Annotated in this window: 14 protein-coding genes; 6 read left to right on the top strand and 8 right to left on the bottom strand. The window is 70.1% G+C overall.

Translation table 11 applies throughout. The features are described 5' to 3' along the window. Positions 1–334: 334 nt before the first annotated feature. From tyrS to AC3ERS_RS26595, 5 genes are all read right to left on the bottom strand, one after another. Positions 335–1,624, bottom strand: a complete 1,290-nt coding sequence (tyrS, locus tag AC3ERS_RS26615; protein ID WP_431970819.1) for a tyrosine--tRNA ligase — start codon at positions 1,622–1,624, stop codon at positions 335–337. 285 nt (positions 1,625–1,909) lie between these two features. Further along, on the bottom strand, positions 1,910–2,332 hold the full coding sequence (locus tag AC3ERS_RS26610) for a DoxX family protein (protein WP_431970818.1): 423 nt from the start codon (positions 2,330–2,332) through the stop codon (positions 1,910–1,912). 67 nt (positions 2,333–2,399) lie between these two features. Further along, on the bottom strand, positions 2,400–3,077 hold the full coding sequence (locus tag AC3ERS_RS26605) for a DNA-3-methyladenine glycosylase (RefSeq protein WP_431970817.1): 678 nt from the start codon (positions 3,075–3,077) through the stop codon (positions 2,400–2,402). Between the two features lie 212 nt (positions 3,078–3,289). Continuing rightward, positions 3,290–4,177: an RNA polymerase sigma-70 factor gene (locus AC3ERS_RS26600; RefSeq protein ID WP_431970815.1), complete on the bottom strand. Its 888-nt coding sequence runs from the start codon at positions 4,175–4,177 to the stop codon at positions 3,290–3,292. Positions 4,178–4,218: 41 nt separating this feature from the next. Beyond that, positions 4,219–5,394 (bottom strand): NAD(P)/FAD-dependent oxidoreductase, encoded by a 1,176-nt coding sequence (locus tag AC3ERS_RS26595; RefSeq protein WP_431970814.1) that lies wholly within the window; start codon positions 5,392–5,394, stop codon positions 4,219–4,221. 200 nt (positions 5,395–5,594) lie between these two features. On the opposite strand from AC3ERS_RS26595, the gene AC3ERS_RS26590 reads away from it, so the two are divergent. The 4 genes from AC3ERS_RS26590 to AC3ERS_RS26575 all read left to right on the top strand — a co-directional run bounded on the left by AC3ERS_RS26590 (position 5,595) and on the right by AC3ERS_RS26575 (position 9,394). Further along, positions 5,595–7,118 (top strand): multicopper oxidase family protein, encoded by a 1,524-nt coding sequence (locus AC3ERS_RS26590; RefSeq protein WP_431970813.1) that lies wholly within the window; start codon positions 5,595–5,597, stop codon positions 7,116–7,118. 82 nt (positions 7,119–7,200) lie between these two features. Then, a complete protein-coding gene (locus AC3ERS_RS26585; protein ID WP_431970812.1) occupies positions 7,201–7,932 on the top strand; it encodes an ABC transporter ATP-binding protein in 732 nt (243 codons plus the stop codon). Then, the gene (locus tag AC3ERS_RS26580; protein WP_431970811.1) at positions 7,929–8,723 is read left to right on the top strand and encodes an ABC transporter permease; all 795 of its coding nucleotides are present in this window, start codon (positions 7,929–7,931) and stop codon (positions 8,721–8,723) included. The genes AC3ERS_RS26585 and AC3ERS_RS26580 overlap by 4 nt, the downstream gene beginning before the upstream one ends. Continuing rightward, positions 8,720–9,394, top strand: coding sequence for a TetR/AcrR family transcriptional regulator (locus AC3ERS_RS26575; RefSeq protein ID WP_431970810.1), 675 nt, complete (start codon positions 8,720–8,722; stop codon positions 9,392–9,394). Before AC3ERS_RS26580 ends, AC3ERS_RS26575 begins: the two co-directional genes overlap by 4 nt. A gap of 39 nt (positions 9,395–9,433) precedes the next feature. On the opposite strand, the gene AC3ERS_RS26570 is transcribed toward AC3ERS_RS26575, so the two are convergent. The 3 genes from AC3ERS_RS26570 to AC3ERS_RS26560 all read right to left on the bottom strand — a co-directional run bounded on the left by AC3ERS_RS26570 (position 9,434) and on the right by AC3ERS_RS26560 (position 12,548). Beyond that, the gene (locus AC3ERS_RS26570; RefSeq protein ID WP_357410849.1) at positions 9,434–9,652 is read right to left on the bottom strand and encodes a Trm112 family protein; all 219 of its coding nucleotides are present in this window, start codon (positions 9,650–9,652) and stop codon (positions 9,434–9,436) included. A 10-nt stretch (positions 9,653–9,662) separates the two neighbouring features. After that, the gene (locus AC3ERS_RS26565; RefSeq protein ID WP_431970809.1) at positions 9,663–10,151 is read right to left on the bottom strand and encodes a GtrA family protein; all 489 of its coding nucleotides are present in this window, start codon (positions 10,149–10,151) and stop codon (positions 9,663–9,665) included. Positions 10,152–10,253: 102 nt separating this feature from the next. Continuing rightward, positions 10,254–12,548, bottom strand: coding sequence for a hypothetical protein (locus AC3ERS_RS26560; protein WP_431970808.1), 2,295 nt, complete (start codon positions 12,546–12,548; stop codon positions 10,254–10,256). Positions 12,549–12,748: 200 nt separating this feature from the next. On the opposite strand from AC3ERS_RS26560, the gene AC3ERS_RS26555 reads away from it, so the two are divergent. Beyond that, the gene (locus tag AC3ERS_RS26555) at positions 12,749–13,873 is read left to right on the top strand and encodes a glycosyltransferase family 2 protein (RefSeq protein ID WP_431970807.1); all 1,125 of its coding nucleotides are present in this window, start codon (positions 12,749–12,751) and stop codon (positions 13,871–13,873) included. Further along, positions 13,863–15,002 carry a dTDP-4-amino-4,6-dideoxygalactose transaminase gene (gene rffA, locus AC3ERS_RS26550; protein ID WP_431970806.1) on the top strand — a complete coding sequence of 380 codons (1,140 nt, stop codon included), beginning with the start codon at positions 13,863–13,865 and terminating at the stop codon, positions 15,000–15,002. The genes AC3ERS_RS26555 and rffA overlap by 11 nt, the downstream gene beginning before the upstream one ends. Positions 15,003–15,011 lie beyond the last annotated feature (9 nt).

Below are 15,011 nucleotides of genomic sequence, written 5' to 3'. Positions count from 1 at the left end.
CCGTCCGCGCCAGTCTTACCCGGTGCTTCTGAGAGGCAACTTTCCCAGCCTAACCGGCCTCCCTCGCAGAGTCAAGTCTGCTCGATCGTCCTGGTCCTTGCGGGCCGCCAGGCGCTCCTCGTCCTACCTCGTGTCCCGGTCCTCGCCCAGCCTCTCGGCTTGGCGTCTCGGCTCCGGGTCGGTGTCCGTGTCGCTCTGACGTTGAATAAGTTACGCGGCGGGGAACGCGGCGTCAAATCCGCACTACACGGATGTAATTCCGCAGGTCAGGAGCTTGCGATGGGGCCGACAAACGGCTTGGGCCACACGAATGTGACCCAAGACACCAAGATCATCAAGCGGTCGCACGCCTGACGCCCGCGATATTGCGCTTGCCTCGGCGCACCACCAACCAGCGTCCGTGCAGGTAGTCGCCCTCGTCCGGGGTCCATTCGAGGTCGGAGATCTTCTGGTTGTTGACCGAAGCACCGCCCTCGTTCACCGCGCGACGGGCCGCGCCGCGGCTTTCGGACAGGCCGGTGGCGACCAGCAGATCGACGATGGTGTCCACCTGACCGGGCGCGACCTCGGCCACGGCGCCGTCGATCGCGGCTTCCTGCAGCGCGGCGGACAGCGTCGCCTCGTCCAGCTCGCGCAGTTCACCGCGACCGAAGAGGGCCTGGCTCGCCAGCTGGACGGCGCGGGTGTGTTCCTCCCCGTGCACCAGGTTGGTCATCTCGGCGGCCAGCCTGCGCTGGGCTTCCCGCGCATGCGGACGTTCCGCCGTCGCCTTTTCCAGCTCGGCCAGTTCCTCGCGGCCGAGGAAGGTGAACCACCGCAGGTACCGGACGACGTCGGCGTCGGCGGTGTTGACGAAGTACTGGTACCAGGCGTACGGGCTGGTCATCTCCGGATCGAGCCAGAGGCTGCCGCCGCCGGTGGACTTGCCGAACTTCTTGCCGTCGGCCGAGGTCACCAGCGGCACGGTGAGCGCGTGCACCGCCTCGCCGTCCACCCGCCGGTTCAGTTCGACGCCGGCGATGATGTTGCCCCACTGATCCGAGCCGCCGACCTGCAACCGGCACCCGTGGGTGCGCCGCAGCTGCAGGTAGTCGTTGGCCTGCAGCAGCATGTAGCTGAACTCGGTGTACGAGATGCCCTCGCCGTCCAGGCGGCGCTTGATGGTGTCGCGGGCCAGCATGACGTTGACCGAGAAGTGCTTGCCGATATCGCGCAGGAAGTCGACGGCGGTGAGCTGTCCGGTCCAGTCCATGTTGTTGGCGATGATCGCGCCGGTGGGCGAGTCGTCCAGGTCGACGAACCGCTCCAGCTGCGACCGGATCCGCTGCGCCCACTCGGCCACCGTGTCGGTCGAGTTCATGGCGCGTTCGCCGACGTCGCGCGGGTCGCCGATCAGGCCGGTCGCGCCGCCGGCCAGAACGATCGGCCGGTGTCCGGCGCGCTGGAAGCGCTTCAGCGCCAGCAGAGGGACCAGGTGTCCGGCGTGCAGGCTGGCCGCGGTCGGGTCGAAACCGGCATACAGCGTCAACGGCCCGTCGGCCAGCGCCGCGCGCAGGGCGTCGAGGTCGGTGGACTGCGCGATCAGTCCGCGCCAGGTCAGTTCGTCGATGATGTCGCCGCTCACGCCGTCCCATCTTTCCGCACCGCTGTCCTGCGCCGATGCGCAGGTACCGGGGGCGATTCTCCGCGCGGCGCCGCCGCAGAGCCAGGGAATTTCCGCCGCGCGGGTCCCGCACCGCCTGTTGGACCGAAATCAGCCCGCACGCCTGCGCTGCGGCGAGCTCGCGGACATGCTGAGCGGGCCAGAACCGCCACCGCCTTGCGCTCAGCGCTCCGGGGACGCCGCACACGCGACGACCCGGCGACCGGAAGGGCGCGCCTTCCGACCACCGGGTGGACGTCGAATCGTTCAGCGGGACAAGCGATCCCGCAGCGCGACGAGACCGTCACGGCGCTCCCACGCGAGCCAGGCGAACATCGCGGCCAGCACCAGCGGGAAGACGGCATAAGAGGGCGCGTCCAGGACGAAGGCCTGGGTGGCCGCGGCGAAGACCATGGTGATCGACAGTCCGGCCGCGGCGGCGCCTGCCAGCCGCCCGATCAGCAGGCCGAGGCCGCCCGCCACCTCGACGAGGCCGGTGAAGTACATGAACCAGTCGCCGAAGCCGATCGCGTCGAAGACCCGCACGGCGTCCGCCTGGGCGACGAACTTCGGGATTCCCGAGGCGATGACGAAGAACAGGCCGAGCAGGATTTGCAGGGTCCACAGCACGCGATTGCGGATCGTGCCCGGGCGGGTGGTGGTCGGGGCGGGGGCGGTGATGGCGGTCATGTCCGTGTCCTTCGGTTCGGTCGCGCCGGGCGCGGCGCGTTCTCCCGATAAGACGGGGGACGCGCGCCTAATTCATCGCACCGCCTCGAGTGTTCCGCCGAACGTGTCCACCCGCTCCGGGGACGACAGCGGGGGCGGCGGCGAGTGGCGCGCGCGGACTCCGCCGGTACGCCGAGACCGCGGGCGAGGACGGCAACCAGAACCGCCACGGCCGATCGGCGGCCACGCTGACTCCGACGCGCGGGCCGCTGGCGATCTGGGCAGCGTCGATGACGCCGTCCAGCTCCAGCCGGATCGGCGAGGCCGGATCGAACAGCGGCGTGCCGTAGTCGTCCAGGGTGATGCCGAGGACGGTCCCCAGGTTCCCCGGGCCCCGGCCGAGGTCGGTGTCGGAGCGGGCCGCGGGCCTACGCCCACGTGCGACCCCCAGGCCATCGATCACCTCACCGGCCCGCACCAGCACCGCACTGGCCGCGCCGTCGGGTCCACTGGTCACATTGATGCAGGTGTGCATGCCGTAGCTGAGATACACGTAGAGGAACCCCGCGGGACCGAACATCACCGCGTTGCGCGCGGTCCGTCCGCGCCCGGAGTGCGAGGCCGGGTCCGGCCACGGCCCGGCCGGGTCGCCGCCGTACGCCTCGACCTCGACGATCCGGACGGCCACGGGCCCCGACCGCAGCGTCGCGCCGAGCAGGCGACGGGCGGCGGCGGGCGGTTCGACCACGAGATCATCGACAGGCACGCGGCCATTCTCCCCGGCCGCGCCGTCAGCCGCTCGGCCGCCGCTCGTCGATCGGGCCCGGTGTTGATCGCCCCGGCGCTGAGTTACTCGTCGACTCAGCGCCTGCGCGCCCACGAAACGCAGCGCACCGCCGATCACCGACCCAACGGTCCAGCCATCAAGGCAACGACCCAGCATCCGGCGCTCATCGATCCAGCACACGGACGCGCCCATCAACCCAACGTCGATGCGCCCATGGACAGTCCCTTCAACTTCCCCGGGTTCACCTGGAAGCGCAGGTTCTCGATGCGGCCGTCCACCAGGTCGTAGGTGAACGCCGCGACCGGGACTTCGCCGATGCGGGCGAGCGCGCCGAGTTCGCCGTTGATGTGGGTGGGCTCGAGCACGATGCCCGCCGACTCGGGCTTGGCCAGCACACCGAGGATCCAGCGCGCGACGTGATCGGGGCCGTGCAGCGGACGGCGGGCCGCGGTGACCACGCCGCCGCCGTCGGACCAGCACGTCACCTCGGGGGCGAGCAGATCCATCAGCGCGTTCAGGTCGCCGCCCGCGCAGGCCGCCATGAACCGCTGGGTGACCTGCGCGCGTTCGGCGGTGTCGGTGTCGAAGCGCGGGCGGCGGGACTGCACGTGGGTGCGGGCGCGGTGCGCGATCTGCCGGATGGTGGCCTCGGGCCGGTCCAGGGTGTCGGCGATCTCTGCGTGGCTGTAGCCGAACACCTCGCGCAGCAGGAATACCGCGCGCTCGACCGGGGTGAGGGTTTCGAGCACCACCAGCATCGCAGTGGAGACGGTGTCGGCCAGCTCGGCATCCTCCGCGAAATCGGGTGTGGTGAGCAGTGGTTCGGGCAGCCATGGTCCCACGTAGGTCTCGCGGGTGGCCCTGGCCGAGGTGAGCCGGTTCAGGGACAGATTCGTCACGGTGCGCACCAGGTAGGACTTGGGGTGGCGCACCGCGGACCGATCGGCTTCGTTCCACTTCAGCCAGGCGTCCTGTAGGACGTCCTCCGCGTCGGTGACGGTGCCGAGCATCCGATAGGCGGTGGCGAACAGCAGCCGCCGATGTTCGATGAACGGATCGGGTTCCGGCGTCTCGGGCATCAGTCCATGCTCCTCGGTAAGGGACCGAGTCGGCAAACCGGTCAGTCTTTTACGCGGGTGGCGCGGCCGCCGTGCGAGAGCTGTACCGCGACGGTCATCTTCTTGCTGAGCCGGAAGGCCTTCGGCGGCGTGCTGCTGACGGTCTCCTTGTAGAGCGCCGCGGCGCGTCCAGTGAGGTGGAACCGCCCCGGGGTGTCGTCGGCACGGGTGAACTGGATGACCCCGTCGCGGCGGCCGAGGCTGACCGGCTGGTGGAAGTAGCCGAACCGGAACGGGCGAATTTTCTTGCCGCGCAACTCTTTCGCGATCGTGTCGGCAGTGTGGGCGGCCGTGGGCATGCCGCTCTGGCAGGTGCCGTGGATCACGCCCCAGGGTTGACGCACCGCCGCGGCGTCGCCGATGGCGCGAATAGTCGGATGCGATACCGACTTCAGCGTCCGATCGACGATGATCAGCCCGCGCTCGTCGGTCGCGATACCCGCCCGCGCGGCAAGTGGCGCGACGCGGACGCCCGCGGTCCACAGCGTCAGATCAGCGGGAACCAGTGTGCCGTCGGCCAATTCGACGGCGTCGGGCAGCACCTTGGTGACCGCCTGGCCGACGTTTCGGGTGACGCCGAGCCGGTCCAGCGCGCGGTGCAGATAGGCGCGGGCCCGCTCGCCCATCATCGCGCCGGGCTCCCCGGTGCTGATCAGGGTGACGCGCAGACCGGGGTGCTGATCGGCGATCTCGGCGGCGGCCTCGATACCGGTGAGCCCGCCACCGCAGACCGCGACCGCACCGCGCTGCGCGGCCACCTCCGCGAGACGTCCGGCGAAGCGATGCGCGACGCGCGGATCGTTCAGGGCCCAGGCGTGTTCGGCGACGCCGGGCACTCGCTCGGTGTCGGTGGCGCTGCCGAGGGCGTAGACGAGTTCGTCGTAGGGCAGCACGCGATCGTCGTCGACAGTGACCGATCGCGCCTCGGGGTCCACGGAAGTGGCCCAGCCCTGGACGAATTCGATGCCCGTGCCCGCGAGGATCTCGGGGATTCGGTAGTCGGCCAGCTCCTGCCCCGCGGCGACCTGGTGCATGCGCAGCCGCTCGGTGAACCGCGCGGACGGATTGACCAAGGTGATGCGCACGGGCAGGCGGCGGGTGCGCCGCGCCAGCCGCACGGCGGCCAGCATGCCCGTGTAGCCCGCGCCGAGGATGACGATGCGGTGTTCGGTGTTCATGGCGGTTGCTCCGATCGCTGGGTCGCTGGTGGGTGACGACCATGGGACAGACGACCCGCGCCGGACGTGACAGCCCTGGTTGTGAACTGAGTCACACGGCATGCGCACAGCGGCGCGTGGTCTTTTCCGGGGTCCATCCAGGGTCGAAATGGGGGCCGTCCCCGATGTCGCCGCCACCGCGAAATTCCTACCGTCGGTGCATGTCTTCGGTTTCCCGACCGCGCCGGTGGCGGCGGCTCTTCCTGGTACTCGCATCGCTCGTCGCGGTGATACTCGCCGCGGTGAGCGGCTGCGTCGGCTGGGTCTACGTCGACGCGGAGGTCTCCACCGTCGGCCGCACCGAGTTTCGCAACGAGCTCGCCGTACCGCCGCTGGCCGAGTCCCGCCTCGAGCCCGACGGGACGCGCCTGTTCGAGCTCGACATGCGCACGGGCAGCCGGGAATTCCGGCCCGGACAGGTGACGCCGACCTGGGGTTTCAACGGCGATTACCTCGGGCCGACGCTGCGCGCCCGGCGCGGTGAACAGGTCAGGGTCCGCGTCCGCAACGGGCTGCCCGAGGCGTCGACGGTGCACTGGCACGGCATGCATCTCCCGGCGGCCATGGACGGCGGCCCCCACCAGATGGTCGAGGCCGGCGCGACGTGGACGCCCGAGTGGACGGCGGACCAGCCGGCCGCGACGCTCTGGTACCACCCGCATCCGCACGGCGAGACGGAGGACCATGTGCGCCGCGGGCTGGCCGGGATGTTCCTCCTGGATGACGAGTCGACCGAAAGCCTGTCGCTACCAAGGAATTACGGCGTCGACGACCTGCCGGTCATCGTGCAGGACGTGACCTTCCGCGGCGCCGCTCTCGACGGCGCGCACAGCATGTTCCGCGATGTCGGTTTCCTCGGCGAGCAGACGATGGTCAACGGCACGCTGACCCCGTACCGCGAGGTCGGCGACGAACTGATCCGGCTGCGGCTGCTCAACGCCTCCACCGCGCGCGTCTACACCTTCGGCTTCGACGACGCACGCGCCTTCGCTCTCATCGGCACCGACGGCGGCCTGCTCGACCGCCCCGCCAGCATGCACCAGCTGCCGCTCTCGCCGGGCGAGCGCGCGGAGATCGTGGTGCGAATGCGCCCGGGCGAGCGAACCGTGTTGCGCAGCAACAAGTTGGACGCCGGTCTCGATTTCTGGACGCAACGCTTCGGCGGCGGCGGCGACACCTTCGACATCCTGCAACTGCGCGCGGCGACGACGCTGCGCCCCTCCCCCGCGCTGCCCGCCACGCTGGCGCCCGCGTCCACCCCGGACGGCGCCGACTCGGTGACGGAACGGCGCTTCGAACTCGACCTGAGCGGCATCAACGGCGCGCCGATGGCGATGGACCGCATCGATTTCGCCGTCACCCGCGGCACCACCGAGACCTGGATCGTGCACAACCGCGACGGCATGCCGCACAACTTCCACATCCACGACGTGCAGTTCCAGGTGCTCGCGGTCGGCGAGAGCGCACCGCCGCCGCACCTGTCCGGCCCCAAGGACACCGTCTTCCTCGCGCCGAACGACACGGTGCGCCTCGCGGTGCGCTTCGACGGGCCCGCCGATCCGGACACGCCGTACATGTATCACTGCCACCTGCTCTGGCACGAGGACCTCGGCATGATGGGCCAGTTCGTCGTCGTGGAGCCCGGAGGGGCGGCCGGGCGTCCGACGCATCGCCACGGGCATTGACACGCCACCTCTTGCCGCGGGCGGATACCGAGCGGTAAATTCATCGTACAGTGAATTCAACACTCGATGAATTGAGGCCGACATGTCTCATCCCCCGTCTTCCGCCGCGGTCGAGGTCGAGAACCTGACCGTCCAGCGCGGCAAACGCGAAGTCCTGCACGATATTTCGCTGACCATCCCGCGCGGCTCGATCACCGGGCTGCTTGGGCCGTCCGGCTGCGGCAAGACCACCCTGATGCGCAGCATCGTCGGCACCCAGATCGTGGCGTCCGGCGAGATCACCGCGCTCGGCCTGCCCGCGGGCGCGGCCGAGCTGCGCAGGCGCATCGGCTACGTCACCCAGGCGCCGAGCATCTACCCCGACCTCAGCGTGCGCGACAACGTCGCCTACTACGCCGCGCTGTACGGCCGCGACCGCGACGACACCGACATCGCCATCGCCGCCGTCGGCCTGCTCGACCACGCGGGCCAGCGCGGCGACGAGCTCTCCGGCGGGCAGCAGACCAGGGCGTCGCTGGCCTGCGCGCTGGTCGCCCAGCCGGATCTGCTCGTCCTCGACGAACCGACCGTCGGGCTCGACCCGGTCCTGCGGGTGGACCTGTGGAAGCAGTTCCACGAGCTGGCCGCGAACGGAACGACGCTGCTGGTCTCCAGCCACGTCATGGACGAGGCCGAGCACTGCGACCAGCTGCTCCTCATGCGCGAGGGCAAGGTGCTCGCCCAGCTCAGCCCCGACGAGCTGCGCGAACAGACCGGCGAACAGAACCTCGAGAAGGCCTTCCTCACCCTCATCACGATGGGACAAGCGGCATGACCACCACCGCCCTGCACCCGAGCGCACCCCGGTGGACGCTGCGCCCCTACGCCGCGACCACCACCCGCATCCTGCGCCAGCTGCGCAACGACCATCGCACCGTCGCCATGATCCTGGTGGTCCCCGCGCTGCTCATGACGCTGCTGTATTTCATCTATGCCGAGGCCCCGACCGCGCCGCACCAGCCGCTGACGTTGTTCGACCGGGTGGGCATCAGCATGCTCGGCATCCTGCCGTTCATCGTGATGTTCCTGATCACCGCGATCGCCATGCAGCGCGAACGCACCTCGGGCACCCTCGAACGGCTGCTGACCACGCCGCTGTCCAAACTGGATCTGCTCGGCGGCTACGGCACCGCCTTCTCGCTGGCCGCGGCCGCGCAAGCGACCGTCGCCTGCCTGGTGTCGTTCGGGCTGCTAGACCTCGAGGCGGCGGGCGATCCGGCATGGGTGGTGCTGATCGCGGTCGTCGACGCCATCTGCGGCGTCGCGCTCGGTCTGCTGGCAAGCGCCTTCGCCCGCACCGAGTTCCAGGCGGTGCAGTTCATGCCGGTGGTCGTCGCGCCACAGATCTTCCTGTGCGGCTTGCTCGTTCCGCGCGACCAGCTGCCCGGCTGGCTGCAACCGATCAGCGACCTGATGCCGCTGAGCTACGCGGTCGATGCGCTGCAACAGGTTTCGACCCATCCGGAGGCGACCGCGCAGATGTGGCGCGATATCGCCATCGTCGCCGCCTTCGCCATCGTGTCGCTGGCGCTCGGCGCGGCGACCCTACGGCGGCGGACCACATGAGCACGGGCGAACGCGCTTCGGCGAAACGCGGTGTCGCCGAACGGCAAGGGCGTTCGGGGCGGCGACCGGGCAGATCCGGCGCGCGGGAGGCGATCCTCGCCGCCGCCCGCGCCCGATTCGCCGAGGCCGGTTTCGACAAGACCTCGATCCGCGCCGTCGCGGCCGACGCGGGCGTCGACCCGGCGCTGGTGCACCACTATTTCGGCACCAAACAGCAGTTGTTCGCGGCGGTGGTCGAGCTTCCGGTGGACCCGGAGGCGACCCTGCGCATTCTGGAGACCGCGCCGCTGGACCGGCTCGGCGCGACGATGCTCGCCGCGGTGGTCGGCGTCTGGGATTCCCCCGCCGGGCCCGGCATCGTCGCGATGGTGCGCAGCATGCTCACCGGCGGCGAACCGGCCCTGGCCCGGACATTCGTGCTGGAAGTCGTGCTCGAGCGGGTCCGTCAGCGGATCGCCACCCCGGAGGACGACGGCCGCGCCAGGGTCGCGCTGGCCGCCTCGCAGATGATGGGCGTGCTGGTGGCCCGCAAGATCATCGGCGTCGAACCGATGGCGTCGATGCCGATCCCGGAGCTCGTCGCCGCCGTCGGCCCGACCTTGCAGCGTTATCTGACCGGCGATATCGGCACGGCCGCAAGCGAATCCGGGGCGGTCCGCGCGGTGCGCTGACCTACCGCCAGCGCCCGGGCGCAGACCCGTTCCGTGCGCTCAGGCGGTGAACGCCTCGTGCTCGGCGTCGGTGACATCGCGCGCCTCATCGATCAGCAGCACCGGAATGCCGTTCTCGATCGGGTACGCGCGGCGCAGTCGCGGGTTGTAGAGCAGCGCGGCGCCCGCGGCGTCGCGGACCAGCAGCAGCGGGCCCTTGTCCTGCGGGCAGGCGAGCAGGCTCAGCAGCGTGGCGTCCAACGCGGTTTCCTCCGGCATGATCGTGAACCTACCCGACCGAGCCGTCGCCCTCGACGACCGGGCGACGGCGGAACGAGATGTGCCGGTGCCCGAAGTAACTCGCCACCGCGACCAGGCCCATCACGACCACCGCCGACAGCTGCGCGGGCAGGTGCAACACCGTGACAGCCAGGTAGAGCAGCGCCGTGTTCAGCGCGAGACCACCCGAGTTCACCGCGACGAAGCCCGCGAAATCGCGCAGCACGTGGCCGCGCACCCGGAACACCAGGGTGCGATGCAGCACGAACGCGACGGTGATCCCGAGGGCGTAGGCCAGCGGCACCGCGGCGAGCGGCGCCCAGCCCGCGTCGGGCAGCACGGTCAGCCAGGCCACCGTCAGCGCCATGCCGAAGACCGTGTTGAACGCGCCGATCAGGGCGAAGGCGACCTCCTGCCTGCGCACCAGCCGCAGCAGCAGCCCCGACGCGGGCGGTTCGGCCGCCCCGGTGGCCGCGTTCGCACGCTGGTCCGTGCTCACGCCCCCACCTCGCCGCGCGCGCTCACGACTCCACCTCGCTGACGCTCGGCTCCGTCGTACGCGAGAGCGCACTGCGCCGATGGTTCACTCGCCGACGCTCGCTCACGAAACCACGTCCACGAGTTCCCGCTCCGGCTCGCCCGTCGGCCGCTCCTCGACGCCGGTGTCGTCGTCGCGCCGCCGGGACCGCACGTACATCCACTGCAACAGGCCGAGACCTGCGAGCCCGGCCACCGTGGTCGCGATGCCGATCTTCCAGCCCGGGGGACGCCAGGTCAGCACCAATTCGGCGTTCTGGGTGCCCGCGGGGACGTCGACGGCGACGAACGACTTGGCGACGGTGGTGATCGGAATCTGCTTACCGTCCAAGGTGACCCGGTACCCCGGCCAGCCGAGCCGGGCGAAGACGACGCGTCCGCCCTGCTCGGAGCTCACCCGCACGCGGCTGGTGGTGTCGGTCTCCGAGATCGACGTGGCGGTCACGTTCTTCGCGTCCGAGACCCGGCCGTTCACCGTGGAGACGGGCCCGTCGACGCGCTCCAGCACCGCGATGTAGCGCTCGTGGCCCGGGTAGTCCACCCACTTCCAGCCTTCGGGCGCGGCCTGCTCGCGTGCGTCGGGGAACAGCGCGCGCTGCAACACCACCCTGTCGAGCTTCATCAGGTCGACCAGCGGGCGTCCGGTGCTCTGCTCCGGCGCGAACATCCTGCGGTAGGCGTCCGGGCAGACGCTGCTGTCCCAGCGCATGCACAGCAGCTCACCGAAGTAGAAGTGGCCGGTGGGCGTGTAGCCGTTGACGTACTTCAGCTCCAGCGTCCTGGCGTAGTTGCCGAAGACCAGCGAACCGTAGGCGGCGTCGATGTCCCGGTCGGCGGGTTGCAGCAGGCCGCGCTCGCCGAGTTGGAGGGTGGTGCCGGTGAAATCGGGGAACTTCGCCATCGCTTCGGCGCGGTCGGCGGGCAGGTTCCACGGCATCGGCGTCGGCTGCGCGGCACTCACCTGGAAGTAGGCGATCGGGAACATGGCGACGATGGTCAGCGCAGCCGCGGCGGCGATGCCGCGGTCGCGGGCGAGCCACACCACCCCGGCGCCCACCGCCGCGATGCCGAGCGCCGCGACCACGTGCCAGAGCGCGTGATGCGGGTCGGCGGAGAAGGACCGCACCCACAGCGCGAGGATCAGCACACCGGCCGCGATGCCCCGGTTCTTCCAGTTCTGGAAGGTGCCGTAGCGGCCGAGCAGCACGCACACCAGCACCAGCAGGCCGATGGCGAGCATCGGCAGCACCCGCACCGGCCAGCGCAGCGGACCGATCGAGCCGGGCCCGGCGGTCCACATCAGCATGATGAGGGCGAACAGCGCGACGGCGCTCAGCTCGCGCCACGACTCCCGCGCCCGCTTCCAGTCGATGAACGCCAGCGCGGGGATCAGGAACCACGCGATGTAGGTCAGCGGCATCGGCTGCACGTAGCCCCACCAGGAGGTGAAGGCGGGCAGCGAACTGGGCAGGCTGGCGTTGAGCGACTCCGACCACGGCACGGTCAGGAATTGATCGTTGTTGATCTGCGCGGTGCCGCGCCAGGTCACCTTGGCCGAGAGCATGCTGGGCAGGAAGGTCAGCAGACCGGCCAGGCCCGCGCACGCGGAGACGGCCGTCAGCCGCGCGACGGGCTGCCACTTGCGTTGGTACACAAGCTCGCCGACCGCCACCGCGAGCAGCATCAGCGCGGCCTCGACGGCCGGGAAGATGTACTGGGTGGAGATCGTCAGGTACAGGAAGACGAAGACCGGGATCGGCCCGCCCGCGATGCGGCGGCGACGCGAGCCGGGCTCGTCGCTCGCGCCCGGCCCTCGGGTGTAGTGCACCGCCGACGCCCACGCGTGCACCATCCACGCGGTGCCGGTGAGCGCCGTCATCCAGCTGGCCTGATCGAAGAACAGGAAGAAGCCCGAGAGCGGGAACGCCACACCCGCCACCGCCGACCAGGCCGGGCGGGCGCCGTAGACAAGGCAGATCCGGTAGACGCCCGTCGCGGCGATGATGGAGAAGATCAGCTTGACGACGGTCGCGTACAGCGCCACGTTGTCCACCGAGGGCGCGATCAGATCGATCAGCAGCTGCGGCGGATTGAACAGGCCCGCGTCGTCCATCGTGTTGTTGCCCGACATCCACTGCTCGGGCACCATCACCGGGAACTGACCGTCGCGCAACGCCCGGCCCAGGCCGATCCACAGCGCGGTGTACTGCGATTCGGTGTCGTCGGTGAAGTAGTGGCGGACGTTGGCCAGCAGGACCGCCGCGTACCCCGCGATCACCCCGATCACGGTGATAGCGCCCCACCGGTATACGTCCCGTCGCGAGTGCGGCCGCGAGTCGAGTACTGCACTGTCGGTCACGAGTTCCAAACCCTACAGCCCACCGCAGCGCTTGGCATCGGCCGCCGAGGTGTTGATGATGGTCCGATGAACGAAGCGCCGTCTGGCATGAGCAGCACCGGAAGGCCCCGGACGCGTCGTGCTAGAGTTCACCGCGGCTCGGGCTCCGCTGTCCAGCGGGCAGTACCGGCACGCACCGTCATCGAAAGTTGATCCAGCTGATGCCGATTCCCTCCCCTCGCCCGCTCCGCTCCGACATCGTCGCGAACGGACGTCCCGGCGTCGACCGGCCGCACGGCATTTCCGTTGTGGTGCCGGTGTATCGGGGCGAGAACACCATCGGCGCACTGTCCGCCGAGTTGCACGCGCTCACCGCGGGCTCCCAGACGCCCGGCGGCATCGCGTTCGTGGTCGAGGAAATCATTCTGGTGCACGACAACGGGCCCGATCGCTCCGATGTCGTCCTTCAGGAGCTGGAGCGGACCTATCCCGCGGTGCGCACCGTCTGGCTGAGCCGCAATTTCGGTCAGGACGCCGCCACCATCGCCGGAATGTCGGCCGCGCGAGGCGACTGGATCGTCACCATGGACGAGGACGGTCAGCACGATCCGCGCTTCATCGGCGCGTTCCTCGACGCCGCGCTGACCAAGCGCGCGGACCTGGTCTATTCCAAGCCGACCAACACCCGCCCGCACGGTTTCCTGCGCAACCTCACCTCGCGCGGAGCCAAGATCGTGCTCGCGACCCTGTTCGCCTTCCCCGACTCGACCCGGTTCGAGAGCTACCGTCTGATCCGCGGCGACATCGGCCGCCAGCTCGCCGAGGTCGCCTCCAACGGCGTGTACCTCGACGTGGCGCTCACCTGGGTGGTCGGCACGGTCGCGCAGGAGCCGGTGGTGCTGCGCGCCGAGGGCCGCGAGGAATCCGGCTACAACTACCGCAGGCTGTTCTCGCTGTTCTGGAAGATGGTGCTGTGCAGCGGAACCCGCGGCCTGCGCCTGGTCAGCATGCTCGGCGTGACGCTGGCGCTGGCCGGCGTGGTGATGGCCGCTGTCGTCGTGTACGAGGCGCTGACCATGGACGGCTGGGCGCCGGAGGGCTGGGCCTCCACCATCGTGGTGCTGCTGCTGTGTTCCGGAGCGATCCTGTTCTCGCTCGGCCTCATCGCCGAATATCTCGGGGTCGCCCTGCACATCCTGGTGGGCAAGCCGCTGTACCTCACCGTCGACTCACCGACGCCGCGCCCGGCGCAACCGACGATCGCGGAGGACGTGACCGCGCCTGCGCCCGAGGCACGGGAACTGACCACGACCACGAGCAGGGGGACCGACCGGGTTGAGCACTGACCGCGTCATCTTCAGCCGCCCGTTCCGGGCGCGCCGGGAACTGGCCAACCTCGAGGCCGTGCTGGCCTCCGACCACAGCCATGGCGACGGGCAGTTCACCGCGTCGGCCACCGCGAAGCTGAAGACCATCACCGGGGCGCCGCACGCGCTGCTGACCACCTCCTGCACCTCCGCGCTGGAGATGGCCGGTCTGCTGCTCGAACTCGGCCCCCAGGACGAGGTGATCGTCCCGAGCTTCGCTTTCACCTCGACGGCCACCTCGATGGCGTTGCGCGGCGCGACCTGCGTCTTCGCCGACATCGACCCGGAGAGCGGCAACCTGGACCCGGAATCGGTGGCCGCCGCGGTCACCGAGCGCACCAAGGCCGTGGTGGTCATCCACTACGGCGGTGTGGCCGCGGACATGGACGGGCTGCTCGCGCTCGCCGCGCAGCACGGGTTCGCCGTCGTCGAGGACAACGCGCACGGGCTCGGCGGCAGCTATCGCGGACGCCCACTCGGCACGATCGGCACGCTGGGCACGCTCAGCTTCCACGACACCAAGAATGTGCACTGCGGCGAGGGCGGCGCGCTGCTGCTCACCGACGAGATCCTGATGGCCCGCGCGGAGATCATCCGGGAGAAGGGCACCGACCGCGCCCGGTTCCTGCGCGGCGCGGTGGACAAGTACTCCTGGCAGGACATCGGCTCCAGCTACCTGCCCAGCGAGCTCAACGCCGCGGTGCTCGACGCGCAGCTCGACGAGTTCGACACGATCCAATCCGGCAGGCACCGGGTGTGGGACGCCTACGCCGCGGGACTGGCCGACTGGGCGGCGCGCAACGACGTCCAGCTCATGACGGTGCCCGACGACCGCGCGCACACCGCGCACCTGTACTACCTGCGCACGCCCACCGAGCAGCGCCGCGACGACCTGATCGGCCATCTCGCCGGGCTCGGCATCTCGGCCCCGTTCCACTATGTGCCGCTGGACTCCAGTCCCGCGGGCCTGAAGCTCGGCCGCACGCCGCAGCCGTGCGTGCGCAGCGCCGAGTTCTCCGGAACCGTTGTGCGTCTTCCGCTGTGGCCGGATCTGCGCGACGACCAGGTGGGCAGGGTGATCGACGCGGTCACCGCCTTCACCGTCTGACCCGCCGCG

The sequence above is a fragment of the Nocardia sp. bgisy134 genome (assembly GCF_057708325.1).
Note: the sequence above shows the minus strand (reverse complement) of the source record. Positions and strands in the feature narration are given on the sequence as shown.